The sequence below is a fragment of the Mesorhizobium vachelliae genome (assembly GCF_033977325.1).
Taxonomy (GTDB): domain Bacteria; phylum Pseudomonadota; class Alphaproteobacteria; order Rhizobiales; family Rhizobiaceae; genus Mesorhizobium; species Mesorhizobium vachelliae.
In genome coordinates, this window is the sequence record NZ_JAVIIR010000018.1 from 14,709 (window position 1) to 40,087 (window position 25,379).

Genomic DNA, 25,379 nt, shown 5'->3' on the forward strand with positions numbered 1-25,379 from the left:
GGCCTAGTCCTGCGGCCGGCCGGGTTCGAAATACTTGCCCGGGAACTCGATGCCCATGTTGCGCAGGTCCTCGAGGAAGCGCGGGCGGATGCCGGTCGCTTCGAAGTGGCCGAGGATCCTTCCGTCCGCCTCCATGCCGGTGCGCACGAAGCGGAAGATCTCCTGCATCTGGATGACGTCGCCTTCCATGCCCGTCACCTCGGCGACGCTGGTCACCTTGCGCTTGCCGTCGGAAAGGCGCGTCAGCTGGACGATGATATCGATGGCGCTGGAGATCTGGCTGCGGATCGACTGCACGGTCATCGGCATGCCGGTCATGCCGAGCATCTGCTCCAGGCGCGAGATGGCGTCACGCGGCGTGTTGGCATGGATGGTGGCCATCGAGCCTTCATGGCCGGTATTCATCGCCTGCAGCATGTCGAATGCTTCCTCGCCGCGGCACTCGCCGAGGATGACGCGGTCGGGGCGCATGCGCAGCGCGTTCTTGACGAGATCGCGCTGCTTCAGTTCGCCGTGACCCTCGATATTGGCGGGGCGCGTTTCCATGCGCGCGACATGCGGCTGCTGCAATTGCAGCTCGGCCGCGTCCTCGATGGTGATCAGGCGCTCGTCCTCCGGAATGAAGGCCGATAACGCGTTGAGCATTGTCGTCTTGCCGGTGCCGGTGCCGCCGGAGATGATCGTGGTCTTGCGGGCATGCACGGCCGCCGCCAGCACTTCGGCCATGTTCTGGGTGATGGCGCCGAACTCGACCAGCTTGTGCAGGCCGAGCTTGTTTTTCGAGAATTTGCGGATCGATACCAGCGGTCCGTCGACGCCGACCGGGCGGATCGCCGCGTTGAAGCGCGAGCCGTCGAGCATGCGGGCGTCGACCATCGGCTGCGATTCATCGACGCGCCGGCCGACCGCCGCGACGATTTTGTTAATGATTCTAAGCAGATGAGCCTCATCCTTGAACGGGATGTGGACCTGCTGAAGCTTGCCGCGCTTTTCGACGAAGCAGTTCTGGTGGCCGTTGATCAGGATATCGTTGATCTCGGGATCCTTGAGCAGCGGCTCGAGCGGGCCGAGGCCGACCATTTCGTCGACGATGTCGTCGACCAGCGCGTCGAGCTCGGCGATGTTGATCGCCATCCGCTCCTCGCGCGTCTTTTCCGAAACGAACTCATGCACCTGCCGGCGCATCTCATCCTTGGGCAGCCGCTCCAGCGCCACGAGGTTGATCTCTTCGAGCAGCATGCGATGGATGCGCACGCGTGCGTCCAGCACCTTGTTGGCGCTCTTTTGAGGCGCTGCTTCAGGCCGCGGCGGCGCCGGCTTGCGGGTCGTCGGGATGACGACCGCATTGTGCGTGACAGGCGCGGGTTCCGGCACCCGCTGCGGACGGACGTCGCGGCTCTGCAGGTTGGAAAAGCGGCTGGTCATCCTGCCTTCCTCTTCAGCAGGCCTTTGCCCAGGCCAAACAGCGACTTCGACTTGACCGCGGTCTGGACGGCCTCTTCCGGCAGGATGATCTTCTTCAGGTCGTTGACGACATTGGCGTTGGGGTCGATGGCGTGCAGCGGCACGCCGCGATCGACCGCCTCGCGCACCAGCCGGTAATTGTTGGAGATGCCGCCGACGAAATGCTCGCCGAGTATCTCCTCGACATCGGCCTGCTTGATGCCGCTGTCGAACATCTTCTGCTCGAAGCGGTTGACGATGACATTGGGCTTCACTTCCTTGCCGGCGGTCTCATAAACGGCCTGGATGAGACGTTGCGTATGGCGCAGGCATGGCACCGTCATCTCGGCGACGATGTAGAGCTTGTTCGAGCCCAGCAGCACCGTCTCGGTCCAGGGAAACCAGGTGCGCGGCATATCGATGACGACATTGTCGAAATAGGCCGCCACGAGATCGAGCATGCGCACCACGACGTCGGTCTTGAACGAGCGCATGTCGGACGGGCGCGTGGGAGCGGCAAGCACGCACAGCCCGCTCGCATGCTTGGACAGCATCACGTCAAGCAATTGCCGGTCGAGGCGCTCCGGCTGGTTCTCGATTTCCGTGATGTCGAAGCGCGGCTCGAGGTCGAGATATTCGGCGCAGGCGCCTTGCTGGAAATTGAGGTCGACCACGCATGTCGAGGCGCCGCGCGTCACCGAATGATGCAGCTGGAAGGCCGTCTGAAGGGCGAGCGTGGTGGTGCCGACGCCGCCGGCGGCCGGCATGAAGGTATAGACGTGCGATTCGGTGTTCTCTTCCCGCCCCGGCCCTTGCAGCGCACGGATGACCGAACGCACGAGGTCGGCCGTGGTGATCGGCTTGACCAGGAAATCGGCGACCTTGAGCTGCACCAGGATGCGCACCGCCGCCGCGTTGAATTCCTGGGTGACGACGACCACGGGAATGCGGCCCTCCAGCCGCCGCATGACGCGCTGCAGCGACTCGATCTCCTCGAGCTTGGCCGCATCCATGTCGACGATGACCGTGCCGAAGTCCGCTTCGAGGATCTCGCCGCGCAACTCGTTGACGCTCTTTTCCAGCGTCAAAAGCTGGATGACCTCGGAGGTCGCGAAAGCGGTCCGCGTGTCCTGCAAAAACGTCCCGTCCGTCGAAACGAGCAGGATCTTCTTTGTCTTGCTGCCAGATGCCATCGGCGTCAGCCCATCAGTTCGATGTGGTTGATGATGATGTCGTCGATGACGGCGCGGAGCCGGCTTTTGCGCCGACGGCAGCACTCTCCGAACCCGGACGCTGGGCCGGCACCAGAAGCCTGGTGTTCTGTACGCCGTACTTCCATGGATCGACCATCTGCATGACGGTGTTGGATGCCTGCGCGTTGCCGACTCCCGGCGTCACGCCTTCGGTGCGCACATAGTCATCGCTGGTGCAGCCGCTCACGAACCCGGCCAGGAATAGAGCAATCCAAAGGGTGCTGCGCATGGCCTTAGTCCTTCGGCAGATCGAGGAAGTGGCCGGACGTCGTGGCAGCCACCGGACGGGCGGCGCTGCCGTCTGCCAGGGCCACCGGGCGCTTCGGCGCCGAGGCATCCACTTCCTCGGTGTTGTTCAGGAAATAATCGGCCGGACTTGCCGGCTGGGTGCCGTCGGTCGGCTCGACCATCTTCTTCGAGGGATCGACCGGCTTGACCAGGTAAGGCGTGACGATGATGACCAGATCGGTCTCGCGCCGCTGATAGGATTTCGAGGAAAACAGCGGACCGAGCACCGGCAGCTTACCGATCCCCGGCACCCGCGACGTCGTGATGTCGTTCTGCGACTGCAGGAGACCGGCGATCATGAAGCTCTGGCCGTTCTTGAGGTCGACCGATGTCCTGGCGCGGCGCACGATGAAGGCCGGAATGGAAATGCCGTTGCTGACCTGGATGGAAGCTGACGGGTCGATCGAGGACACTTCCGGCGCGATGTCGAGGCTTACCAGCCCGTCTTTGAGCACCGTCGGCGTGAAATCGAGGCCGACGCCGTATTTCTTGTAGGTGACGCTGATCTTGCCATTGTCCTCGGAAACCGGGATCGGGAACTCGCCGCCGGCAAGGAAGCTCGCCGTCTGGCCTGAACGCGCGATCAGGTTCGGCTCCGCCAGCCGCCGCGCCAGGCCGCGTTCCTCCAGCGCCTTGATGGCGATGTCGATTGAAACGCCGTTCGACAGCAGGCTGCCGATGATCTCACCGGTTCCGGCTCCCGACACGGTCCCCCCGTCCGGGTTCAGCACGACTTTGCGGTTGCCGATGCCATAAGCGAAATTAGCAGCGTATTTGGCGCCGAGATCCTGGCCGGCCTGACGGTTGATCTCGACGAAGCGGACGTTGAGCTGAACCTGCTGCGAGGACGAGATGTTGACCGAGTTGATGACTTCCTCATTGCCGGAAAAGCGCGACGCGATCTTGCTGGCCTTGTCGGCGGCGACCGCATCGTCGGCCTCGCCCGACAGCACGACGCGGCCGTTCGCCGAACCGACCTTGATCTTGGCGTCGGGCACGCTGGCGCGGATGGTGCTGGCCAGCTGGTCGGTATCCAGCGTCACCTCGATGTCGATGGTGCCGACGAGCTGCTTGTTCTGGTCGAACAAGGCGATACCGGTGGTGCCCAGATTGTTGCCGAGCACATAGAAGGACTTGTCGGTCAGCGGATTGACGTTGGCGATCTCCGGATCGCCGATGACGATCTGGTAGAAGGCGGCGCTCGTCATGATCGTCTTCGGCTTGCCCTTGGCGACCTTGATGGAGGCGTTCTTGTTCGCCGAGACATAGACGACGTCATTGCCCGCCCTCGCCGGCGCGGCGGCGCCAAGCATTGCCGCCGCCAGCGCGATCGCGCCGAGAAGACGCCATCCCCCGGTCGTCCGAAATGCATCAAACCCGAACATCTGTTGCCCCGTCCCCGCCGGTCCCCACCGGCTATTGCTGCAGTTCCTGCGGCGTTTCCCGTGAAGGAACCTTGTATTCCTCGACCTTCTCGCCGCGCGTCACGATCACCGTCTTGAATTTCGGCTCGTCGGATTCCTTCGTCACAGCATTGACGAGCGAAGCCGCGCTTGCCTGTGCGCTGGCGGCAACCGAGCCGCCGAAGGACGAGATGGTGGTCAGCCCGCTTTTGCTCGCGCTGGCGTCGGCCGCGGACCGCAAGGACAGCGACAAGGTGCCGACGGTGCGCGCAAGCGCCACTTTCTGCGCTCCTTCGTTGGTCACCTCGATGGTCACCGAATTGGCGACTTGCGGCTCGGTCTTGCGCTCGTCCGCGCCCTGCCCGACCGAAAGCACCTTGGCATCGGCGACGACGACCTCGGACGTGACGGTCGAGCCGGCCGCCCCTTGAGCATTCTTGGACACTTCCTGGATGTCTCCCGCGTCACGCGTCAAAACGACGTCGACGCGGTCTCCGGGCGTGATGAAGCCGCCGACGCCGGCGATCTCGTCGGTGCGGATGGTGACCGCCCGCATCCCCGGCGACAGCATGTTGGAAAGCGTGGCGCGACCGTTCGGTCCCGACAGCTTGGTGAGCAGCACCGGTTCGTTGACCTCGATCGGCGACAGCACGACCCGGCTGCCGTCCGCAAGCAGCTTGTCGATCGTCGGGAAAGCGCCCTGCGGCAGGGAATCCTGCGGCCACGGGATCTCGGCGAGCTGCGGCCGCGCGAGCTCCATGCCGTAGCGCAGCGGCGCCTGAGCCACCACGATGGTCTTGAACTCGACCTTGGGCTGCGGCGCCGCGACGGAGATGACCTTGACCTCGGGCTGAGCCTTTGCCTGGCTCTTGACCCAGAAATCCGCCGCAAAGATCGAGATCGCGCCGAAAACGGCGGCGATGCCGATCATGGTTATGGCCCTGCCCCTCACAACGAAACCCCTGACGCCCGTGGTCTTTTGTTGGTTGGGCCTCACGCTAGGCGTTAATGTTAAAGAATCAGGAATCCCGCGACCCGCCGATCGCCCTATTTCGGCCGGCTTGGTTATCGAATGGTTTTGGAATAAGAGACAGTTTGATCCCTGAACGGAACAGGAACTCGTTCGCCCGCCAAAAGCGTGGCAGTATCCACGAGTGATTCGCATTACCGGACGCTAGGCCTCGCATGGACGACAACAACGACCTCTTCGGCAAGATGGAAAAGCCGGCGCAGCCGGTGCGCGCGCCGTCGCGCCCCGCCGATCCGCTGGTGCAGGCAGCGAAGCGCTCGACCGCCGTCCGCGACGGCAGCGAAAGCTACAGCGCCGCCGACATCGAGGTGCTGGAAGGGCTCGAGCCGGTGCGCCGGCGTCCCGGCATGTATATCGGCGGCACCGACGACAAGGCGATGCACCACCTGTTCGCCGAGGTCATCGACAATTCGATGGACGAAGCGGTGGCCGGCCACGCCACCTTCATCGACGTCGAGCTTTCCGCCGACGGTTTCCTGACCGTTACCGACAATGGCCGCGGCATCCCGGTCGATCCACATCCGAAGTTCAAGAAGCCGGCGCTCGAAGTCATCATGACGACGCTGCATTCGGGCGGCAAGTTCGACTCCAAGGTCTATGAGACCTCCGGCGGCCTGCATGGCGTCGGCGTTTCCGTCGTCAACGCGCTGTCCGACCACCTCGAGGTCGAGGTCGCGCGGGGTCGTCAGCTCTACCGCCAGCGTTTCTCCCGCGGCGTCCCGGTCAGCGGGTTGGAGCATCTCGGCGAGGTCCACAACCGTCGCGGCACGCGGACCCGCTTCCATCCCGACGAGCAGATCTTCGGCAAGGGCGCCGCCTTTGAGCCGGCGCGGCTTTACCGCATGACGCGCTCGAAAGCTTATCTGTTCGGCGGCGTCGAGATCCGCTGGACCTGCGATCCGTCGCTGATCAAGGACAAGGACCAGACCCCGGCCAAGGCAGAGTTCCATTTCCCCGGCGGCCTCAAGGATTATCTCAAGGCGACGCTCGGCGACGAATTCCAGGTCACGCGCGAGGTGTTCGCCGGAAAGAGCGACAAGCAGGGCGGCCACGGTTCGCTGGAATGGGCCGTCACCTGGTTCGGCGGCGACGGTTTCCTCAACTCCTACTGCAACACCATTCCGACCCCCGAGGGCGGCACGCATGAGGCGGGCTTCCGCAACGTGCTGACGCGCGGACTGCGCGCCTACGCCGACCTCATCGGCAACAAGCGCGCCTCGATCATCACCACCGACGACGTGATGATCTCGGCCGCCGGCATGCTGTCGGTGTTCATCCGCGAGCCGGAATTCGTCGGCCAGACCAAGGACCGGCTGGCGACCATCGAGGCGATGCGCATCGTCGAAAACGCCATCCGCGACCCGTTCGACCATTGGCTGGCCGACAATCCGCAGGAAGCCTCGAAGCTTCTCGAATGGGTGATAGCGCGCGCCGACGAGCGCGTGCGCCGTCGCCAGGAGAAGGAAGTCTCGCGCAAGAGCGCGGTGCGCAAGCTGCGCCTTCCGGGCAAGCTCGCCGATTGCACGCAAAACGCCGCCGCCGGCGCCGAGATCTTCATCGTCGAGGGCGACTCGGCCGGCGGCTCGGCCAAGCAGGCACGCGACCGCGCCAGCCAGGCTGTGCTGCCGCTGCGCGGCAAGATCCTCAACGTCGCCAGCGCCGGCAACGACAAGCTTGCCGCCAACCAGCAGATCTCCGACCTGATCCAGGCGCTCGGCTGCGGCACGCGCTCGAAATACCGCGACGAGGACCTGCGCTACGACCGCGTGATCATCATGACCGACGCAGACGTCGACGGCGCGCACATCGCTTCGCTGTTGATCACCTTCTTCTACCAGGAGATGCCGAACCTGATCCGCGGCGGCCATCTCTACATGGCCGTGCCGCCGCTCTATTCGATTAGGCAGGGCGGCAAGGTCGGCTATGCCCGCGACGACGCGCACAAGGACGAGTTGCTGCGCACCGAGTTCACCGGGCGCGGCAAGGTCGAGATCGGCCGCTTCAAGGGCCTGGGCGAGATGATGGCCTCGCAGCTCAAGGAGACCACGATGGATCCTAAGAAGCGCACTCTTCTGAGGGTCGACGTGATCGATGCCGAGCAGGCCACAAAGGATGCCGTCGACGCGCTGATGGGCACCAAGCCCGAGGCGCGCTTCCGCTTCATCCAGGAGCGCGCCGAATTCGCCGAGACGGACGTGCTGGATATCTGAACGACGTCCGGTCCATAACAGGCTCCGATATGGAGACGGGCATGTGACCTGGACGCGGCTGAAAGAGCTTGCCGAGACACCGTTAAGCGGCCTGACACAGCCGACCCGTTCGGATTGGATTTTCGCCTTGCGCACGGTTTCGGCGGGGCTGATTGCGCTGCTTGCCGCCTACGCGCTGAAGCTCGACCATCCGCAATGGGCGATGATGACGGTGTTCATCGTCGCGCAGCCGGTGGCCGGCATGGTGCTGGCGAAGGGCTTCTACCGGCTGCTCGGCACGCTGGCCGGTGGTCTGGCGGCCGTCGGCATCACATCGCTGTTCGGCACCAATCCCTGGCTGCTGGTCACCGTGCTGGCGCTGTGGATCGGCGTCTGCACGCTCGTCTCCTCGCTGCTGCGCAACCCGGAAGCCTATGGCGCCGCCCTCGCCGGCTATACGGCGATGATCATCAGCCTGCCGGCGCTTGGACAGCCGCATGTCGTTGTCGAGCTGGCGATCGCGCGGTGCGCCGAGATCGTGTTTGGCATCGTCTGCGCCGGGGTCACCAGCCGGCTGATCCTGCCGAGGCTCGCGGCCGACGCCATCATCTCCAGGCTGAAGCGCAGCATCCTCGATCTCGCCGAATATGCGTCCGGCGCCTTTTCCGGCGGCGACCCGGCAAGCCTCGCCGCGCTCCAGCGCAAGCTGATCACCGATGCCCAGACACTCGCCGAGATGCGCACCTATGCCCGGCTGGAAGCGCCGAGCTTCGCGACCCGCGCCCACCCGGTGCGGCGCACGATTGGCCAGCTTCTATGGGCCCTTTCGGCGGCGCGCGCGCTGCACAGCCACCGCAGGCCGAAGAACGCGGCGCTCATTCCCATGCGCCGGGACCTGAAAAACTTCGTCGGCGAACTGGCAGCGACGCCCGGCGCGCTCGATGACACCGCTCCCTGGGTGGCCCGGCTCGACGCGATCGCAGCCAAGGCCAGGGAGATGCCCGACCTGCCCAAAGATAGGGCCCCCGATGGTAGCGGCCCCAACAATAACGGCGAAGACAAGGTCGGCACCATCACCCGCCTGACCATCGCCGGCGATTTCGCCGAGGCGCTCAAGCAGGTGATGCGCGGACTGGAGGCGCTCCGCTTGCCCGTCTCCCGCAAATCGAGCGAGCGAAGCCAGCCGGCGCTGGTCGTTCACCGCGACTACCAGGCCGCATGGCGCAACGCCGTGCGTGCCGCGCTGGCGACGTTTCTCGTGGCGATCTTCTGGCTGACGACCAAATGGTCGGAAGCGGCCGGCACCGTCATCCTCGTCGCCGTCGTCTCCAGCCTGTTCGCATCGCGCCCCGATCCCGTGCAGTCCGCCTGGGGCTTCTTCACCGGAACGCTGATCGCGCTGCCTTTCGCCTTTCTGGTCGGCCAGGTCGCGCTGCCGGCTCTGCCGGGCTTCGGCTGGTTCACGCTCTTCGTCGTGCCGATCCTGGTGCCCGCGGCGCTCGGCATGGCCAATCCGCGCCATGTCGGCGTCGCCACCGCCTTCGCCATCAACTTCCTCGCGTTCCTCAGCCCGCATCAGCGGATGATCTACGATCCCGGGCCGTTCTTAGCCGGCTCGGCCTCGATCCTGGTCGGCATCCTGATCGCCATCGGCGTCTTCCTCGTCGTGCTGCCGGCCGATCCCTGGGTCACCGTGGAGCGAATCTCGCAGGCGATGCGCGAGGACCTGGCGCGGCTTTGCCTGCATGAGCGCATTCCCCGGCGCTCGGCCTTCGAGAGCCTCGCCTATGACCGGATCAACCAGTTGATGCCGCAGGTGCAGCAGACGGGCCGCAGGGGCGACCCCATGCTTGGCGGCAGCATCGCCGCGGTCACCGTCGGGTTGGAGGTGCTGCGGCTGCGCCAGGCGCAGCTGAACTCCGCTATCCCGCACGAAACGGTCGAGTCCATCGGCAATTTCCTGCGCGGCCTGGCGCGCGAATTGCTGTTTCGGCGGCCGGGCGAGCCGCAGACCGCGACCGTCGCGGTGGCGAGGCAATATGCGGCCAGCATCGCCCAACGCAGCGATCGGCTCGAAATGCTGCAGATCGCCGCCTCGCTGCGCATCATTGCCGCGGCGATGGAAGATTATCCGGATTTCTTCGCGAAGGCGCGCGCTTGAACAATTCGGGGCGTGCCGCGTTTCAAGCCGGAGCAGCTCGGGAATGGTTCCTTGTTAGACCGGTCGACACTTTTTAGGGTGGACATAATGGCGCTCAAACGGATGGACAACATCGGGATCGTTGTCGAGGACCTCGATGCGACGATTGAATTCTTTCGCGAGCTCGGCCTCGAGCTCGAAGGGCGAGCCACGATCAAGGGAGAGTGGGCCGGCCGTGTCACCGGGCTCGGCGATCAGCATGTCGAGATTGCCATGATGCGCATGCCGGACGGCCACGGCCGTCTCGAGCTGTCGCGCTTCCTCAAGCCCCGTGTCGTGGCGGATCACCGCAACGCCCCTGTGAACGCCTTGGGCTATCTCCGCGTCATGTTCGCCGTGGATGACATCGACGACACGCTGGAGAGGCTCCGCAGGCGCGGCGCCGAGCTCGTCGGCGAAGTGGTCCGGTACAAGGACGTGTATCGGCTCTGCTACATCCGCGGACCAGAAGGGCTTCTGATCGGACTCGCTCAGGAGCTCGGCTGAGACCTGATTGTCGATCCGCCTAGGCAGCCGCGATGGCCAGCGCATGGCCGCGCGCGTTTTCGCGCAGCGCGTCGAGATGGATCGATTTCACCAGCCCGGCAAGATCGCCCTCGGCCGATTGGCCGCCGAGCTCCTTCAGCATCAGCCAGCTCACTTCCTGCACGCCGGCGAGACGCCGGCCATTGGCGACCTCGCGCCAGATCTTCAGCGCGCGCAGGATGATGCCATGCGTCGCCGGCGCAAGTCCGGCGCTGCGGAACAGCGCCTGCAGCGCCACGTCGTGCCCGCCGGCGAGAAGCGCGGTCACCCGCTGCTCGGACTGTTGGGCCAGAGCCACCAGCGTCGAGCCGAAAAAGTCCACCTTGCCATGCGCGATGGTGCGGATGATGAAACCGGCGGTGAGGTCGCCGCGCAGCCGCAGATGCTCGATCAGCGCGGCATGTTCTTCCATGCGCGTTCCTTCGATCAGCGTGACGGAGGCCTTCACACAGGCGTCGCGCATCACGCGATCGGCGCGCGCCGCCCCCATCATCGCCAGCACCAGCGGCGATCCTTTCAGGGTCTCGCCGAGCTTGACCAGCAGCATGTGCCGGCAGTCTGCTGGCAGGCGCCGATCGGCAATCAGCGCCTCGCGCACCAGCGGCAGGTGTCCGTGCCGCTCGGCCATGCGGCGGAAGCTGAGGGAAGCAATCTCCGCCCCGCTGTTGCCGATCAGCACGGCGCAGGCTTCCGGTTCGCCGATCTCGGCGATCGCCGCCGCCAGCGACATCGAGACGACCGGACGGTTGGCGATCAGCTTCTGCGTTGCTTTCTGGCCGCAGGCGACGCGCTCGACCAGGTCGGCATCGGTAAGCAGCGGCGAACGCGCGAGCACCAGCGCCGCGACTTCCGGCTGGTCGGCGGCCAAGGCGCTGATCACCTGCGGCGGCGCGTGATGGCTCATCGACAACGCCTCGGCGAGCGCCAGGCGGACCTTGGAGGAAGCGTCATCCAGAAGCAGTGTCAGCGCCGCCTCCGCGGCACAGCGATCCTCGAACGGCAGATCGGAATTGATATAGGCGCGCGCCAGCGCGCTCGCAGCGGCGGCGCGCTCGGAAACCCTTGCCGTATCAATCCATTTTAGAAAGTGCGAAACAACCATGCCGACCAGCTGCGCCCCTGCCGGAAAGGTCCCGGCCCCGTTGCGAACGGTAGGCTGGAAATGGTTTACGAACGGTTCACCATGTTTCTTAACCGGCTTGATGGCGGCGCGGCCAACGCCTATCAAGCAAGCAAATTGGAGGAGATCGAACCATGGCCGGGCTTTATCTGGAAGAGTTTGTCGTCGGCCATGTCTTCCGCCATACGCTGCGCAAGACCGTGACCGAAAGCGACAACATGCTGTTTTCGGTGATGACGCTGAACCCGCAGCCCCTGCACATCGATTTCGACTTTGCGGCGAAAACCGAATGGGGCAAGCCGCTGGTGAATTCGCTGTTCACGCTCGGCCTGATGATCGGCATTTCGGTGAACGATATCACCGTCGGCACCACGGTCGCCAATCTCGGCATGAAGGAAACAGTGTTCCCGCACCCTGTCTTTCACGGCGACACCATCCGGGTCGAGACGACAGTCGTCTCCGTGCGCGACTCCAAGTCGAAACCCGACCGCGGCATCGTCGAGTTCGAGCACCGCGCCTACAATCAGAATGACGTTCTTGTCGCCAAATGCACCAGGCAGGCGATGATGCTGAGGAAGGCCGCCTGATGCGCTCGCTGCTGTTCGTGCCCGGCGACTCCGAGCGCAAGCTGGAAAAGGGAATCGCAGCCGGCGCCGACGTGGTCATCGTCGATCTCGAGGATTCCGTAGCCGCCGCCAACAAGGCTGCGGCGCGCGCGACCGCGGCCGGTTTCGTCTCCAGCCAAAGGCACCGGACGGGTTCGGTCATCTATGTGCGGGTCAACGACCTTTCCACCGGCTTGACAGACGACGACCTCTCCGCCCTTGTCCCGGCGAAGCCCGACGGCATCATGCTGCCGAAGTCGAACAGCGGGCAGGACGTCCAGCAACTGTCGGCAAAGCTGCGAGTGCACGAGGCGGAGAACGGGCTGCCGGATGGCGCCATAAGAATCCTGCCGATCATCACCGAGACCGCGGCGGGGGTGCTGGCGGCGGCGAGCTATACCGGAACGAGCGCGCGGCTTTCCGGTCTGACCTGGGGCGCGGAGGACTTGTCCGCGGCGATCGGCGCACGCACGACCCGCGACAGGAGCGGCCGCTACACCGACGTCTTTCGCCTGGCGCGCACCATGACCATTCTGGCGGCCAGCGCGGCCGAAGTCGCTCCCATCGACACGGTCTTCCCCGATTTCCGCGAGATGGCCGCCTTCGAGAAGGAATGCCGAGAGGCCGAGCGCGACGGCTTCACCGGCAAGATGGCGATCCATCCGGCGCAGGTGCCGGTCATCAATGCCGCCTTCACGCCGTCCGCCGAAGCGGTCGAGCGATCGCGGGCGATCGTCGATGCCTTCGCGGCGGCGGGGAATCCGGGCGTCGTCGGCATCGACGGCAAGATGTACGACAGGCCGCATCTGCGCCTGGCCGAGCGGCTGCTCGCCCGCGCCAAAGCGACAGGCAGCTCTGTCTGACCGTTACCAGACCATCGGGATCAGTTTGTAGCGGACGCGCGCGGCATAGTCGTCATAGCCTTGCAGGCCGGTCCGCAAGGTCTTTTCCTCGATGAAGGTGCGGATGGCGAGCAGGACGACGAAGGCAAGCACCGATGCCAGTCCCCACCAGGAGCCGAGCAGCAGCGCCGTCCCGGCGAAATAGAGAATGGCGCCCGCATACATAGGGTGGCGGACATAGCCGTATGGACCGGTGGTGATCACCTTCTGTCCACGCTCGTCCTGGATCTTCACGACAGGCGCCGCGAAGCTGTTTTCCAGCATCGTAAGATAGCAGATCCAGATGCCGACGAGCAGGACCAGAGCGCCGACCACCTGCGCCCAGACGGGAACTGCCGACCAGCCGAAACGGGTATCGAGCCCCATCAGGACCAGCCAGGCGAAAATGCCGAGCAGCAATATGCTCTGCACTATCTTGTCGGCCGCGGTCTGGGTTTTCTGGATCGGCGGGCGCAGGCGTTCATTCATCAGGCCTGGATCGCGCCGGGCCAGCGCCACGCCCATCGTAAGGCTCAACCCGACCATCACGACCATGTACACCCAGGCCCCGGTCCAGTGCAGCGTTCCGGCCGACAGGAACAGCAGCACGCCCATGATGCCGAACCATACGAATGTCTGGAAAACCAATCTCGAGATCATGACCAACCTTCCGTGACGTCCCCCGCTACTGTTGTCGAATCAGACCAGTGGTCTATTATACCGACCGACGGTCTATTCTCAAGCGCAATCAGCGTGAAGCATCTGGACGGAAACGGCCACCGCGTGCACAAGGTTTCGTCATGCCACGTATCATCAAGCACCCGGAGCTCAGGCGAGAAGAGCTGCTGGACCATGCCCAGGCGCTGTTCCTGACGCATGGCTACGACAAGGCGAGCCTAAACGACGTCATCGCCGCCGCCGGCATCTCGAAGGGCGCCTTCTATCACTACTTCGCCTCCAAGGAGGCCTTGCTGGAGGCATTGGCGGAACGTTTCGCCAGACAGGCGCTCGCCGGCGTTCAGGATGTGCTCGGCGATCCGGCGCTCGATCCGCTTGGACGCCTCAACGCCCTGCTCGCGAAGTCACGGCAGGCCAAGGTCGAGACCGCGGCGGAAGCCTGGGCGCTGTTCGAGACAATGTTCCGGCCGGAAAACCTGGTGCTGTTTCACCGCATCAACCAGGCGGCCAGCGCGGCCTTTTCGCCCTTGCTGGTCGAAATCATCAGGCAGGGTGTCGAGGACGGAACGTTCCGCACCTTCGATCCGGAAGGCGTCGCCGACATCGTCATGCAGTTCGGCATGGCCACGCACGGTGTGATCGCCAAGGCGTTCGCCGGCGGCAGCGATGCCGATATGGAGATCGCCATCGAAACCCTGGAGAAACGGGTACGGCTTTACGAGATCGCGCTCGACCGTATCCTCGGCCTTCCCGACGGCAGCATCCGGATCGGCGAGCCGGGGTATGTGCGCGCCGTCATGACGGCGCGTCGGGCTAATCCTTCCCCCAGCGCGGCCGCCGCATCGAGAAAATCTCGTTGACGCCGGCATAGTCCATATAGCCGAGGCGCGCGACGTTGCCGGCCCTGACGATGTCGAACAGCCCGTCCTTGAGATAGGCGTCGTCGATGTGGACGCCGACGACCTCGCCGGCAACGACGACCGCGCCGGTCTGGGTGCCGTCCAGCGCCCTTGGCCGGAATATCTCCGTCACCCGGCATTCCAGCGCCGCGGGCGCTTCGGCCACGCGCGGCGGCGCAACCAGGCGCGATGGCGCCATGGCGAGATCGGCGTAATCGAATTCACTGACCCCGCGCGGCGCATCGACCGCCGTGCGGTTCATCTTCTGCGCCAGCTCGCGGCTCACCAGATTGGCGACGAACTCGCCTGTTTGTGCTGCGATCGCGGCACTGTCCTTCTCGCCTTCCGACGAAAACCAGACGATGAAGGGACGTGTCGAAAGCGCATTGAAGAAAGAATAGGGAGCAAGGTTTACCTTGCCCTCCTTGTCGATCGTCGAGATCCAGCCGATCGGCCGCGGCGCCACGATCGCCTTTGACGGGTCATGCGGCAGGCCATGTCCCTTGGACGGCTCATAGAACATGGCGCTACCCGGCCCAGGGACCAGAGTAATCGGCATAGAGCTTCGCCGGATCTGGCCGTGGCCGCTCCGGCGCCGGCCCCTGATAGGAGCCGATATGGACGAAGCCCACGACGCGCTCCTGCGGCGAGAGCCCGAGGATCGCCCTGCCCTCCGCAACGTCGGAATACCAGTTGCTGATCATGTTGGTGCCATAGCCCAGCGCGTTGGCCGCGATCATCAGGTTCATGGCCGCCATGCCGCCCGACAGGAACATCTCCCATTGCGGGATCTTCGGGCTCTCCTTCGGCACCGATACGACGCCGACCACCAGCGGCGCGCGCGAGAAGCGCGCCAGTTCCTGGTTGCGCCGGCCTTCCGGCAACGGCCCCTCGCGCTGCTCGGCAAGTGCCGCCAGCTTCTTGCCGATCTCGACGCGCGCCTCGCCGCGATAGAGGATGAAGCGCCACGGCTCAAGCCGGCCATGGTCGGGAACGCGCGAGGCCGCCGCGATCATCGTCGCGATCTCGGCATCGCTCGGCGCCGGCTGCTTGAGGTCGGGGATCGGCGCGGAATTGCGGGTAAGCAGGAAGTCGATGATCGGCGACGCCATGGGCGCAAGTCTCCTGAAGGCACTCGATTTTGAGCTGAAGCACGCCATCGGGAGGTCGGGCGGCTCGGGCGGTGGCGTTTTGCGCCGGATAAGAAGCCGCCGCGCAGGGAGGCTCGCTTCTAGGCCTTGAAATTGCCACCGCCTTGGGCTTCAACGCAAGGCATGTTTGAGGGGACTCTGCGCCTTTTCGTGATCGCACTCGTCACTGCGTTGTTCGTGGTGCCGGTTTCTTTCGCGCTGGCCCAGAACGCCAACGATGTCGGCGACATCAAGCTTCCAGGCATTTCGAGCTACGCGACGCCCAAGACGGGAGGACCGCTGGCGCTCGGCAGTGGCGGCGCCATCACGCTGTCGGCGCAGTTGACCGACAAGGGCGCCGACATCAGCCGCGGCATCGTCTGGCGGGTCTTCAAGCCGCAGCCCTCCAGCGACGGCAAGCTGCCGATGGTGGCATCCGCCCATGGCGGCACGGCCGTATTCCAGCTCGACCCGGGCAGTTACCTCGTCCATGCCTCCTACGGACGCGCTGGCGCCACCAAGCGCATCACCGTCGGCAAGGAGCCCCGGCGCGAAAGCCTCGTGCTCGACGCCGGCGGCTTGAAGCTCGATGCGGTGACCTCGGGCGGCGCGCCCATCCCGCCGAAGAAACTGCGCTTCTCGATCTATGAAGGCCAGGCCGCGGCCAATGGCGACCGGCCGCTGATCGCCCCCGACGTCGCGCCGAACACGGTGGTGCGGTTGAACGCCGGCACCTACCACGTCGTCTCCACCTATGGTGCGGTCAACGCCGTGATCCGTTCCGACATCCGCGTCGAGGCCGGCAAGCTGACGGAGGCGACCGTGGAGCACCGCGCCGCAGAGATGACGATGAAGCTGGTGCGCGAACCCGGCGGCGAAGCGATCGCCGACACGTCCTGGTCGCTGCTCAACGAGAGCGGCGATCCGATCAAGGAAGCGGTTGGCGCGTTCGCTTCGATGGTGCTGGCCGAGGGTGACTACACCATCATCGCCAAGAACCGCGACCGCATCTACCAGAAGGATTTCACGGTGGTTGCCGGCCAGAACCAGGAGATTGAGGTCGTGGCCAATGAACAGTCCGCCATCGATCCCGAGGAAGGCGCGGACTAGTTACTGTTATTCAGGCCGCCTTGCGCATCCGCTTGGGCAGGAACGGCACGCGCCCGCGCTGCGCAGAAGGCGTCGCCAAGTCGAAGACCGCACGATAGAGGCGATCGAGCAACGCCTTGCGGTCGCGCAGCGGCTCAAGGTCGCTCCATCTTAGCACGTCGCCGATACGCACCTCGATGGCCTTGCCTGAAAGGCGGGCGAACTCGCGGATCAGCAAGGAAGTGCGCAGTGTCAGCGATGCCTTGCCGATGAATTTCGCCACGCGGTTGTCGTGCTCGGCCATATTCATCGGGCCGCTGACGAGATGGAACAGGCGACCGTTCTGGCCGGAAAAATGCATCGGGATGACCGAGGCCTTGGCGTCCTGGATCAGCTTGGCCGGGAACATCTTCCACGGCAGGTCGATGGCGCGGCCGAAACCCTTCGGCGCCGTGGCGACGCCGCCGGCCGGGAAGACGACGATGGTGACGCCTTCCTTCAGCAGCCGCACCGCTTCATGGCGCACCGCCATGTTGTTCTTCATCGCTTCTTTGGTCTCGGAAAAATCGATCGGCAGCGAATAGGGCTCCATCTCGCGGATCCTGAGCAGATCCTTGTGGATCATCACTCGGAACGGCCGGCCGAGCTGCTCGACCAGCGACAGCACCGCAATGCCGTCGCCGATGCCGAAGGGATGATTGGCGACGATGACCAGCGGCGTGTCCGGCAGCGCCGCCGGCGGCCATTGCACCGCGTTGCGAACCTTGACGTCGATCAATTCCAGCATGCGGCTGAACACGCGGTCACCGGTCGGCACCACCTGGCGGCGCCAGAAATCATAGAGGACGGCGAAGCGGTCGCGCCCCGACAGGCCCTCGACGGAATGGATGAACCAGCGCGTCAGCACCGGCTGATGCGCATTGGCGTAGGAGAGCTCGGGAAAACGTCTTTCCCGCAGTTTCAATTTGAGCATGGCGGCTCGTTACAGGGCTGGCGTGACAGGCATATGAAAATGGCGGAGGACGCGCCACCGCCATTTTAGAAAGTGCTGGTATGTCAGGCGGCGCGGCGCCTGCGGTCGGGCGAGACTGCCTCGTCGGCCAGTGACTTCACTGCATCCTCGAGCTTTAGCGATTCCTGGTCGCGGGAGCCCAGGCGGCGGACATTGACGGTTTCCTCTTCCGCTTCGCGCTTGCCGCAGACAAGGATGACCGGGACCTTGGCCAGGGAATGCTCGCGCACCTTGTAGTTGATCTTCTCGTTTCGCAGATCGGCCTCGGCGAGCAGCCCAGCGGCCTTCAGCCGCTCGACCACCTTGATGGCGTATTCGTCCGCATCCGAGGTGATCGTCGCCACCACCACCTGCAGCGGCGCGAACCACAGCGGGAAATGGCCGGAATAGTTCTCGATCAGGATGCCGAGAAACCGCTCCATCGAACCGCAGACGGCGCGATGCACCATCACCGGCTGCTTCTTCTCCGAATCCGAGCCGATATAGAAGGCACCGAAGCGCTCCGGCAGGTTGAAGTCGACCTGCGTGGTGCCGCATTGCCATTCGCGGCCGATGGCGTCCTTCAGCACATATTCGAATTTCGGCCCGTAGAAGGCGCCCTCGCCCGGATTGATCGAGGTCTTGATGCGGTTGCCGGAGCGCGTGCGGATCGTCTCCAGCACGTTGCTCATGATCGCTTCGGCATGGTCCCACGCCTCGTCGGTGCCGACCCGCTTGTCCGGCCGGGTCGAGAGCTTCACGCTGACCTCGTCGAAGCCGAAATCGGCATAGGTCGACAGGATCAGATCGTTGATGCGCAGGCACTCGGCCGCGAGCTGCTCCTCGGTGCAGAAGATATGCGCATCGTCCTGCGTGAAGCCGCGCACGCGCATCAGCCCGTGCAGCGCGCCCGACGGCTCGTAGCGATGCACATTGCCGAACTCCGCAAGCTTGACGGGCAGTTCGCGGTAAGACTTCAACCCATGCTTGAAGATCTGCACATGGCCAGGACAGTTCATCGGCTTCAGCGCGAAGACGCGGTCGTCATCCGTGTCGTCGCCGGCGACGGTCACCTTGAACATGGCGTCGCGGTACCATCCCCAGTGGCCCGACGTCTCCCACAGGCTCTTGTCCAAAACCTGCGGCGCGTTGACCTCCTGATAGCCGTGTTCGTCCAGGCGGCGGCGCATGTAGTTGATCAGGTTCTGCACCATCTTCCAGCCCTTGGCGTGCCAGAAGACGACGCCCGGCCCCTCTTCCTGGAAATGGAACAGGTCCATCTCGCGGCCGAGCTTGCGGTGATCGCGCTTCTCGGCCTCTTCCAGCAGCGTCTGGTAGGCGTCGAGCTGCGCCTGATCGGCCCAGGCGGTGCCATAGATGCGCGTCAGCATCGGGTTGTTCGAGTCGCCGCGCCAATAGGCGCCGGCGACCTTCATCAGCTTGAAGGCGTTGCCGATTTGCCCCGTCGAGGCCATGTGCGGGCCGCGGCAGAGATCGAACCAGTCGCCCTGCGCATAGATCTTGAGGTCCTGGTCTTCCGGTATGGCATCGATCAGCTCGAGCTTGTAGCGCTCGCCCTTGTCGGCGAAGACCTTCTTCGCCTTCTCCCGCGACCACACTTCCTTGGTGAACGGCTTGTTGCGCTGAATGATCTCGCGCATCTTCTTCTCGATCACCGGGAAATCGTCCGGCGTGAACGGCTCGTTCCTCGCGAAGTCGTAATAGAACCCGTTCTCGATCACCGGCCCGATGGTCACCTGCGTTCCCGGCCACAGCTCCTGCACGGCCTCGGCCAGCACATGCGCCGTGTCATGGCGGATGAGCTCCAGCGCGCGCGGATCCTCGCGGGTGATGATCTCGACCTTGCCGGACGTACCGAGCGGATCGGAAAGGTCGCGAAGGGTGCCGTCGAGGCTGTAGGCGACAGCCTTCTTGGCCAGCGACTTGGAGATCGATTCGGCAAGACCAGCGCCGGTCAGCGCCGCGTCGTACTCGCGGACGGAACCATCGGGAAATGTCAGGGAAACGGAATTCGGCATCAGGGTTCTCCTATCCAGTCCCGCAAACGAGCGCGGGTGGTGAAATGCGTGCCGCTGGATGCGTTGCGGCATGCAGAGGGTTAGCCGGAGGCGTCCGGCGGCGGCAGTCTTTTATGAGGAGTTTCCGCCGCCGTAAAGCCGCCAGCCGTCTATTTGATGAGGCGTTTTTATTTGATAAGCCCGGGCAAATCCTTCAGGAACGCCGCCCGCGTCGCGAGGCCTTTCAGCTTGTCGGTACGCTTTCCATCGACGGCCAGCCTTGCAAAGACGATGCGGCGGCCGTCCTTCTTGGCCCAGCCGACGAACCAGCCGAGCGAGCGTTTGCCGTCCTGGCCAAGCCTGGTGCTGCCAGTCTTGCCTTGCACGGTCCAGTCTCCTGCCGCGAAGGTCGGCAGGATCGCCTGGGTCATCTCATGCGCCTTCGCCGACACCGGCATCTTGCCGGCAAGCAGCTGGCGCAGGAACGCCGTCTGCTCGACCGGCGATATCCCGAGCGAGGAATTGATCCAGGATTGCGTCAACCCATTGTCCTTGCCGGCGTCGCCTGAGACATCCTTGTTGCCATAGCCGAATTTCGACACATAGCCGGCGAACTTCTCCGTCCCGAGACGCCGCGTGATCTCGCGCGAGTACCAGACGATGGAATCGCGTTCCCAGATCGTCGGATCGACGGTCTTCTGGTCGCGCTTCGCCGCCTTGAAGTCCGGCTTGTAGTCCCAGCTCGGCGTGTGCTGGTCGCTCAGGATGCCGGCATCATAGCCGATCAGTGCCAGAGGTACCTTGAACGTCGAGGCCGGGCTGACGCGCTGGTCGCAGACGCCGTCCTGGTAAAGTGTTGCGCCGCTTTGCGCATCCTGGATCAGCGTGCAGTGGATGTCGTTGAGCGGCGCCGATTGCGCCCGAACCGGCAAGCCCAGCATCCAGGCCAGAAGGAAAAGGACGATGGCGAAAATGAAGGGATAGCGGTCCATCTGGCGCATGGCGAAGTCACTCCGGTATGAGATTACGGGAGCGGCTTAGCGAGGCGACTTGTCTCGATTTTGTCTCAAATTCGCAGTGTTCGTGCAGCTTCGCGTTAACCCTACCGGATCGTTAAAATCCAGGTCGACTGTGACGGCGAAGCAATCAGATTTCGGGTTCTGCTCGTCTTTTGCCGATTTGCCAGTAGCGCCACGGCATGAACCAGACATACCGCGACGCGAGCGCCTCCGGCACGCGGTCGATGCCATGCGTTCCGAACGGCCCGCAGCGCAAGATTCGGAACAGCCCCATCCAGCCGCCGGCCCACAGGCCATGGCGGGCAATCGCCTCATGCGCATATTCGGAGCAGGTCGGCAGGTGCCGGCAGCTGTTACCGACGAAGCCTGAGAGCGTCAGTTGATAGAAGCGCACGAGCGACGTGCCCAAGACGCGCCCGGGCGTCTTGCGCCAGGGTCCCTGCCAATTGCGCCCGCGCTGGACCGGCCGGACGCCATGCATATGCCCGTGATGGTCGCCCATCGCTCCGCAGCCTGTTTCACTGCGCGATAGATGTGGGCTTCAGCGCTGAAACGCAATGCTTTTGCCCTCAAGGCCTGGAGCGCCGGACGGGATGGCTGCCGGCCCATGGGCGATGGTGAGGGGAAAGATCGCGACAGCTATGGTGGTGTCCGCCGCGCACGGCTTCGCCGTGCCATTGGAAGGTCGCTATCCGTATCACGTCGCTGAAAATGGCCAGGAACGCGTTCATGGCGGGTCTCCTTCGAAACGGATTAGACCGCCGCTGGCCTTCCCTCTCAAACGAGTATAATTTCCGCGTCGAATAACTTGAGGTTATGCGACATGAAGCGTAGCCGGCTCCCGCTGACGGCGCTCAGAAGTTTCGAATCTGCCGGCCGGCACCTTAGCTTCAGCCGCGCGGCCGAAGAGCTTTATGTCTCGCAGGCCGCGATCAGCCGGCAGATCAGGGAGCTCGAGACCTTCCTGCGTCGGCCGCTGTTTCTGCGCCTCCATCGCCGTGTCGAACTGACGGATGCGGGACATCGGCTGCTCGACCGACTGGTGAGGAGCTTCGACGATATCGACCGCGTGCTTTCGGAGCTTGCGGCCTCGCCGGCGCAGACGATTGTCCGCGTGAGCGTCGAACCGTCCCTTGCTGCCGTATGGCTGCTGCCCCGGCTCAATCGCTTTCGCCAGCTGCGGCCCGACATCGACGTATCCCTCGAAGTCGATCCACGAACGATCGAGTTCCGCAGCGACCAGCCCGAGCTCGCCTTGCGTTTCAGCGCGCACGCCACCTCATGGCCGCGCAGCGAGGCCGAGCGCCTGGCCTCGACCGTCGATTCACCGGTTCTGTCGCCGGGATTGCTCGCCTCCGGCCCTCCCCTGGAAAAGCCGATCGACCTTCGCCATTACACGCTGCTGCATGAGGAAAACCGCCAGGGTTGGGCGCGCTGGTTCCGGGCAGCGGGCGTGCCTGCCGATGCGGTGCCTGCGCGTGGCCCGATGCTGGCCGACGTCTCGCTGTCGAAACAGGCTGCGCTGCTTGGCCATGGCGTGGCGCTTGGCGATCTCTTGCAGGTCGGCGAAGAGCTCGCGTCGGGTACTTTGATCAAGCCGTTCGATATCGATGTCGCTTCCGGCGCCTACTGGCTGGTGGCCAGGAGCTTGACGGATTTGCCGGAACCTGCCAGGGCGTTCGCCGACTGGATCCGAAGCGAGTTCGCTGTGACCAGGGTAGCGGCCTAAGCCATCTTCAAGCCGCCTGTCCGGCGCGCTTCTTCTCGATCTGGCCGATCGCATCGACCACCGCGTCGAAGGTCAGCATGGTGGAGGCGTGGCGCGCCTTGTAGTCGCGCACCGGCTCCAGATATTTGAGATCGGCGAAACGGCCTTCCGGCGGCGCGCCGTTTTCCTTCAGCATCTTCAGCATGGTTTCGCGCACCGTGCGCAATTCGTCGGCGCTGGCGCCGACCACATGCTGGGCCATGATCGAGGATGAGGCCTGGCCGAGCGCGCAGGCCTTCACGTCATGGGCGAAATCGGTCACCACGTCGCCATCCATCTTGAGGTCGACGGTCACGGTCGAGCCGCACAATTTGGAATGCGCCCTGGCCGTCGCGTCGGGTTGATCGAGACGGCCGATCCGCCCGATGTTTCCGGCGAAGCCGAGAATTTTCGCATTGTAGACGTCGTCGATCATATTTTTCCAATCCGTCGCCGCGCAGCGAACAGGCTTTGCCGCTCTCGCGTCTTCCTTTCGCTTTGCCGTAACCATATATAATGGTCGCAGTCGAGCATCGACAAGGCGACGAAAAGCCATTGTCCCTGCTCATCTGTTCACGCCGCTTGCGGGATGGAAATGGGCGATTTTCACCCAAAAGGTCGTGGTCCGTTCAACTCGTCCCACCTTTGAGTGGGACTACGGGAGACGCCTTTATGGATGCCGTCATCAAGAAAATCATGCCCCCGTCCGAATATATGGAAAAGCCGGTCACCGACCGGCCGACCGAGGCCGAGGTCGAGGCCGCCGTGCGCACGCTGTTGCGCTGGACTGGGGACAATCCGGATCGCGAAGGTCTGATCGACACGCCCAAGCGTGTCACCAAAGCCTTCCGCGAAATGTTCAACGGCTACGACATGTGCCCGGCCGACGAGCTTGGCCGCACCTTCGAGGAAGTGGCCGGCTATGACGACCTCGTCATAGTCAAGGACATAAAATTCCATTCGCATTGCGAGCACCACATGGTGCCGATCATCGGCAAGGCGCATGTCGGCTATCTGCCGGACGGCAAGGTCGTCGGCCTGTCGAAGATCGCCCGTGTCGTCGACATCTTCGCGCACCGCCTGCAGACGCAGGAAGCGATGACCGCGCAGATCGCCGGCGTCATTCAGGACGTGCTCAACCCGCGCGGCGTCGCCGTCATGCTCGAGGCCGAGCATATGTGCATGGCCATGCGCGGCATCCGCAAGCAGGGCTCGACCACGCTGACCTCGACCTTCACCGGCGTCTTCAAGGATACGCCCGAGGAGCAGGTCCGTTTCGTCACCATGGTGCGCGCAGGCGGCTGATTTGCCGGCCGTCGCCGGCCAGAACATATAAGGACCGGCGATGTCGGCAGTTGAATTTGCAAAAACTCCGTCAGACAAGAAGGCGCTGGAGGAAGGTTCTGTCCTTTCTCCGCGCTTCGACGCCGCGGGCCTCGTCACTGTCGTCGTCACCGATGCCGGCGACGGCATGCTGCTTATGGTCGCACATATGAATGCCGAGGCGCTGGCGCTCACTCTGGAGACCGGCATCGCCCATTACTGGTCGCGCTCGCGCAACGCCTTGTGGAAGAAGGGCGAGACCTCCGGCAACTTCCAGCACGTCGTCGAGATGCGCACGGATTGTGACCAGGACGCGATATGGTTGCGCGTGAAAGTGTTGGGCCACGACGCAACTTGTCACACCGGCAGACGTTCCTGCTTTTATCGGACGGTGGGGCTGAACGACGGCAGAGCGACGCTTGCCGACGACGGCAGCAAGCCGCTGTTCGATGCGGACACGACGTATCGGAAGCCGGTGTGAACCATTCAATATTCACAAACCACTCATATTCATTATTCTCAAATATCCTTGTGATAGAAGGGATATGGGACAAGGGAGATCATGATGCTCGAATGGGCGTCATTGCGCAGCAGACCTGACGTTCAGGAGGCCAATGGCCCTGCATCGTCCGGCGGCGTGCCCGATCCGAAGCCTGGCAGGAAGGCCGGCATCTCGCTGGCGCTCGGCGGTGGATGCGCCCGCGGCTGGGCCCATATCGGTGTGCTGCGCGCGCTCGACGAGGCCGGCATCGAAGTGTCGATGATCGCCGGCACCTCGATCGGCGCTCTGGTCGGCGGCTGCTACCTTGCCGGCAAGCTCGACGAGTTGGAAGAATTCGCCAGGAGCCTGACCAAGCGGCGCATCTTCGGCCTCCTCGATCTCAATCTGCGCGGCAGCGGCCTGTTCGGCGGCATGAAGCTTGATCGGCGCCTGCGCGAGCACCTCGACGGCGCCCGCTTCGAGGACCTGCCGAAACCCTTCGTCGCCGTCACTTCCGAAATCCGTACCGGCCATGAGATCTGGCTGTCGAGCGGCTCGCTCGTCACCGCCATGCGCGCCTCCTATGCGCTGCCGGGCGTTTTCGAGCCGGTGGCCTGCAACGGCCGCGTGCTGGTCGACGGCGCTCTGGTCAATCCAGTGCCGGTCTCGGTCTGCCGCGCCTACGAGCAGCCGCTCGTCGTCGCGGTCAATCTGCACTACGACCTGTTCGGGCGTGCGGCCGTCATCAAGCACAGCGCCGGCGAGCTGCTCGTCGAGAACGACGCGCCGAGCTCCGGTCAGTTCAATTCCCAGTCACATCAGACGCGTCTCGGCATCACCGGCGTCATGGTCGAGGCCTTCAACATCATCCAGGACCGGATCTCGCGCGCCAGGCTGGCCGGCGATCCGCCGGACATGTCGCTGCAGCCGAAGCTCAGCCATATCGGCCTGACGGAATTCCACCGCGCCGACGAGGCGATCAGCATCGGCTACCAGGCGACGAAGGCGCAGATCAGCGAACTGACCCGGCTGCAGTCCGTTTTGGTCTGAATTTCCCGATATTGTTG

At 64.1% G+C, this 25,379-nt stretch carries 25 protein-coding genes; 11 read left to right on the forward strand and 14 right to left on the reverse strand.

The window, feature by feature from the left end:
• Positions 1-3: 3 nt before the first annotated feature.
• Genes RFM41_RS28795 through cpaB form a run of 5 tightly spaced genes read right to left on the reverse strand, consistent with a single transcriptional unit; the run spans position 4 to position 5,318 of the window.
• Positions 4-1,425: a TadA family conjugal transfer-associated ATPase gene (locus RFM41_RS28795; protein ID WP_320248739.1), complete on the reverse strand. Its 1,422-nt coding sequence runs from the start codon at positions 1,423-1,425 to the stop codon at positions 4-6.
• A complete protein-coding gene (locus RFM41_RS28800; protein ID WP_320248737.1) occupies positions 1,422-2,636 on the reverse strand; it encodes a CpaE/TadZ family protein in 1,215 nt (404 codons plus the stop codon). The genes RFM41_RS28795 and RFM41_RS28800 overlap by 4 nt, the downstream gene beginning before the upstream one ends.
• A 13-nt stretch (positions 2,637-2,649) precedes the next feature.
• Complete coding sequence (locus tag RFM41_RS28805; RefSeq protein ID WP_320248735.1) at positions 2,650-2,925, reverse strand: hypothetical protein; 276 nt, start codon at positions 2,923-2,925, stop codon at positions 2,650-2,652.
• A gap of 4 nt (positions 2,926-2,929) precedes the next feature.
• Positions 2,930-4,369 (reverse strand): type II and III secretion system protein family protein, encoded by a 1,440-nt coding sequence (locus tag RFM41_RS28810; RefSeq protein WP_430691529.1) that lies wholly within the window; start codon positions 4,367-4,369, stop codon positions 2,930-2,932.
• A gap of 31 nt (positions 4,370-4,400) precedes the next feature.
• A complete protein-coding gene (cpaB, locus tag RFM41_RS28815) occupies positions 4,401-5,318 on the reverse strand; it encodes a Flp pilus assembly protein CpaB (protein WP_320248733.1) in 918 nt (305 codons plus the stop codon).
• Between the two features lie 254 nt (positions 5,319-5,572).
• Between cpaB and parE the strand changes: the two genes are divergently transcribed.
• The 3 genes from parE (at position 5,573) to RFM41_RS28830 (ending at position 10,292) form a co-directional block, all read left to right on the forward strand.
• Complete coding sequence (parE, locus tag RFM41_RS28820) at positions 5,573-7,627, forward strand: DNA topoisomerase IV subunit B (protein ID WP_320248731.1); 2,055 nt, start codon at positions 5,573-5,575, stop codon at positions 7,625-7,627.
• 43 nt (positions 7,628-7,670) lie between these two features.
• Positions 7,671-9,767 (forward strand): FUSC family protein, encoded by a 2,097-nt coding sequence (locus RFM41_RS28825; protein ID WP_320248729.1) that lies wholly within the window; start codon positions 7,671-7,673, stop codon positions 9,765-9,767.
• A gap of 87 nt (positions 9,768-9,854) precedes the next feature.
• On the forward strand, positions 9,855-10,292 hold the full coding sequence (locus tag RFM41_RS28830) for a VOC family protein (RefSeq protein WP_320248727.1): 438 nt from the start codon (positions 9,855-9,857) through the stop codon (positions 10,290-10,292).
• Positions 10,293-10,311: 19 nt separating this feature from the next.
• Here the strand turns inward: RFM41_RS28830 and RFM41_RS28835 are convergent, their stop codons facing one another.
• Positions 10,312-11,433, reverse strand: a complete 1,122-nt coding sequence (locus tag RFM41_RS28835) for a DUF2336 domain-containing protein (RefSeq protein ID WP_320248726.1) — start codon at positions 11,431-11,433, stop codon at positions 10,312-10,314.
• Positions 11,434-11,585: 152 nt separating this feature from the next.
• Between RFM41_RS28835 and RFM41_RS28840 the strand changes: the two genes are divergently transcribed.
• Together RFM41_RS28840 and RFM41_RS28845 are read left to right on the forward strand one after the other, a co-directional pair.
• Positions 11,586-12,038 (forward strand): MaoC family dehydratase, encoded by a 453-nt coding sequence (locus tag RFM41_RS28840; protein ID WP_041011475.1) that lies wholly within the window; start codon positions 11,586-11,588, stop codon positions 12,036-12,038.
• Positions 12,038-12,919, forward strand: a complete 882-nt coding sequence (locus RFM41_RS28845) for an HpcH/HpaI aldolase/citrate lyase family protein (RefSeq protein ID WP_320248722.1) — start codon at positions 12,038-12,040, stop codon at positions 12,917-12,919. The genes RFM41_RS28840 and RFM41_RS28845 overlap by 1 nt, the downstream gene beginning before the upstream one ends.
• A gap of 3 nt (positions 12,920-12,922) precedes the next feature.
• On the opposite strand, the gene RFM41_RS28850 is transcribed toward RFM41_RS28845, so the two are convergent.
• Positions 12,923-13,597 carry a methyltransferase family protein gene (locus tag RFM41_RS28850; protein WP_320248720.1) on the reverse strand — a complete coding sequence of 225 codons (675 nt, stop codon included), beginning with the start codon at positions 13,595-13,597 and terminating at the stop codon, positions 12,923-12,925.
• A gap of 140 nt (positions 13,598-13,737) precedes the next feature.
• Here RFM41_RS28850 and RFM41_RS28855 point away from each other — a divergent pair, with 140 nt between their 5' ends.
• A complete protein-coding gene (locus RFM41_RS28855) occupies positions 13,738-14,475 on the forward strand; it encodes a TetR/AcrR family transcriptional regulator (RefSeq protein WP_320248719.1) in 738 nt (245 codons plus the stop codon).
• Here the strand turns inward: RFM41_RS28855 and RFM41_RS28860 are convergent.
• Both RFM41_RS28860 and RFM41_RS28865 read right to left on the reverse strand, forming a co-directional pair.
• Positions 14,429-15,037 (reverse strand): flavin reductase family protein, encoded by a 609-nt coding sequence (locus RFM41_RS28860; RefSeq protein ID WP_320248718.1) that lies wholly within the window; start codon positions 15,035-15,037, stop codon positions 14,429-14,431. The genes RFM41_RS28855 and RFM41_RS28860 overlap by 47 nt on opposite strands.
• Before the next feature lie 4 nt (positions 15,038-15,041).
• A complete protein-coding gene (locus tag RFM41_RS28865; RefSeq protein WP_320248717.1) occupies positions 15,042-15,626 on the reverse strand; it encodes a nitroreductase family protein in 585 nt (194 codons plus the stop codon).
• A gap of 162 nt (positions 15,627-15,788) precedes the next feature.
• Between RFM41_RS28865 and RFM41_RS28870 the strand changes: the two genes are divergently transcribed.
• Positions 15,789-16,754 carry an RgsD C-terminal domain-containing protein gene (locus tag RFM41_RS28870; RefSeq protein WP_320248715.1) on the forward strand — a complete coding sequence of 322 codons (966 nt, stop codon included), beginning with the start codon at positions 15,789-15,791 and terminating at the stop codon, positions 16,752-16,754.
• Between the two features lie 10 nt (positions 16,755-16,764).
• Here the strand turns inward: RFM41_RS28870 and RFM41_RS28875 are convergent, their stop codons facing one another.
• The 4 genes from RFM41_RS28875 to yidD all read right to left on the reverse strand — a co-directional run bounded on the left by RFM41_RS28875 (position 16,765) and on the right by yidD (position 21,263).
• Complete coding sequence (locus tag RFM41_RS28875) at positions 16,765-17,706, reverse strand: lysophospholipid acyltransferase family protein (protein ID WP_320248714.1); 942 nt, start codon at positions 17,704-17,706, stop codon at positions 16,765-16,767.
• Between the two features lie 83 nt (positions 17,707-17,789).
• Positions 17,790-19,763 carry a threonine--tRNA ligase gene (gene thrS, locus RFM41_RS28880; RefSeq protein WP_320248713.1) on the reverse strand — a complete coding sequence of 658 codons (1,974 nt, stop codon included), beginning with the start codon at positions 19,761-19,763 and terminating at the stop codon, positions 17,790-17,792.
• 167 nt (positions 19,764-19,930) lie between these two features.
• Positions 19,931-20,743, reverse strand: coding sequence for a class D beta-lactamase (gene blaOXA / locus RFM41_RS28885; RefSeq protein WP_320248712.1), 813 nt, complete (start codon positions 20,741-20,743; stop codon positions 19,931-19,933).
• Positions 20,744-20,888: 145 nt separating this feature from the next.
• Complete coding sequence (gene yidD / locus RFM41_RS28890; RefSeq protein WP_320248711.1) at positions 20,889-21,263, reverse strand: membrane protein insertion efficiency factor YidD; 375 nt, start codon at positions 21,261-21,263, stop codon at positions 20,889-20,891.
• 321 nt (positions 21,264-21,584) lie between these two features.
• On the opposite strand from yidD, the gene RFM41_RS28895 reads away from it, so the two are divergent.
• Positions 21,585-22,490 (forward strand): LysR substrate-binding domain-containing protein, encoded by a 906-nt coding sequence (locus tag RFM41_RS28895; protein WP_320248710.1) that lies wholly within the window; start codon positions 21,585-21,587, stop codon positions 22,488-22,490.
• A gap of 7 nt (positions 22,491-22,497) precedes the next feature.
• Here the strand turns inward: RFM41_RS28895 and RFM41_RS28900 are convergent, their stop codons facing one another.
• Positions 22,498-22,944 (reverse strand): iron-sulfur cluster assembly scaffold protein, encoded by a 447-nt coding sequence (locus RFM41_RS28900; protein WP_320248708.1) that lies wholly within the window; start codon positions 22,942-22,944, stop codon positions 22,498-22,500.
• Positions 22,945-23,180: 236 nt separating this feature from the next.
• On the opposite strand from RFM41_RS28900, the gene folE reads away from it, so the two are divergent.
• The 3 genes from folE to RFM41_RS28915 all read left to right on the forward strand — a co-directional run bounded on the left by folE (position 23,181) and on the right by RFM41_RS28915 (position 25,362).
• Positions 23,181-23,813 carry a GTP cyclohydrolase I FolE gene (gene folE / locus RFM41_RS28905; RefSeq protein ID WP_320248707.1) on the forward strand — a complete coding sequence of 211 codons (633 nt, stop codon included), beginning with the start codon at positions 23,181-23,183 and terminating at the stop codon, positions 23,811-23,813.
• A 40-nt stretch (positions 23,814-23,853) separates the two neighbouring features.
• Complete coding sequence (hisI, locus tag RFM41_RS28910) at positions 23,854-24,312, forward strand: phosphoribosyl-AMP cyclohydrolase (protein WP_320248705.1); 459 nt, start codon at positions 23,854-23,856, stop codon at positions 24,310-24,312.
• 84 nt (positions 24,313-24,396) lie between these two features.
• Complete coding sequence (locus tag RFM41_RS28915) at positions 24,397-25,362, forward strand: patatin family protein (protein ID WP_320248793.1); 966 nt, start codon at positions 24,397-24,399, stop codon at positions 25,360-25,362.
• Positions 25,363-25,379 lie beyond the last annotated feature (17 nt).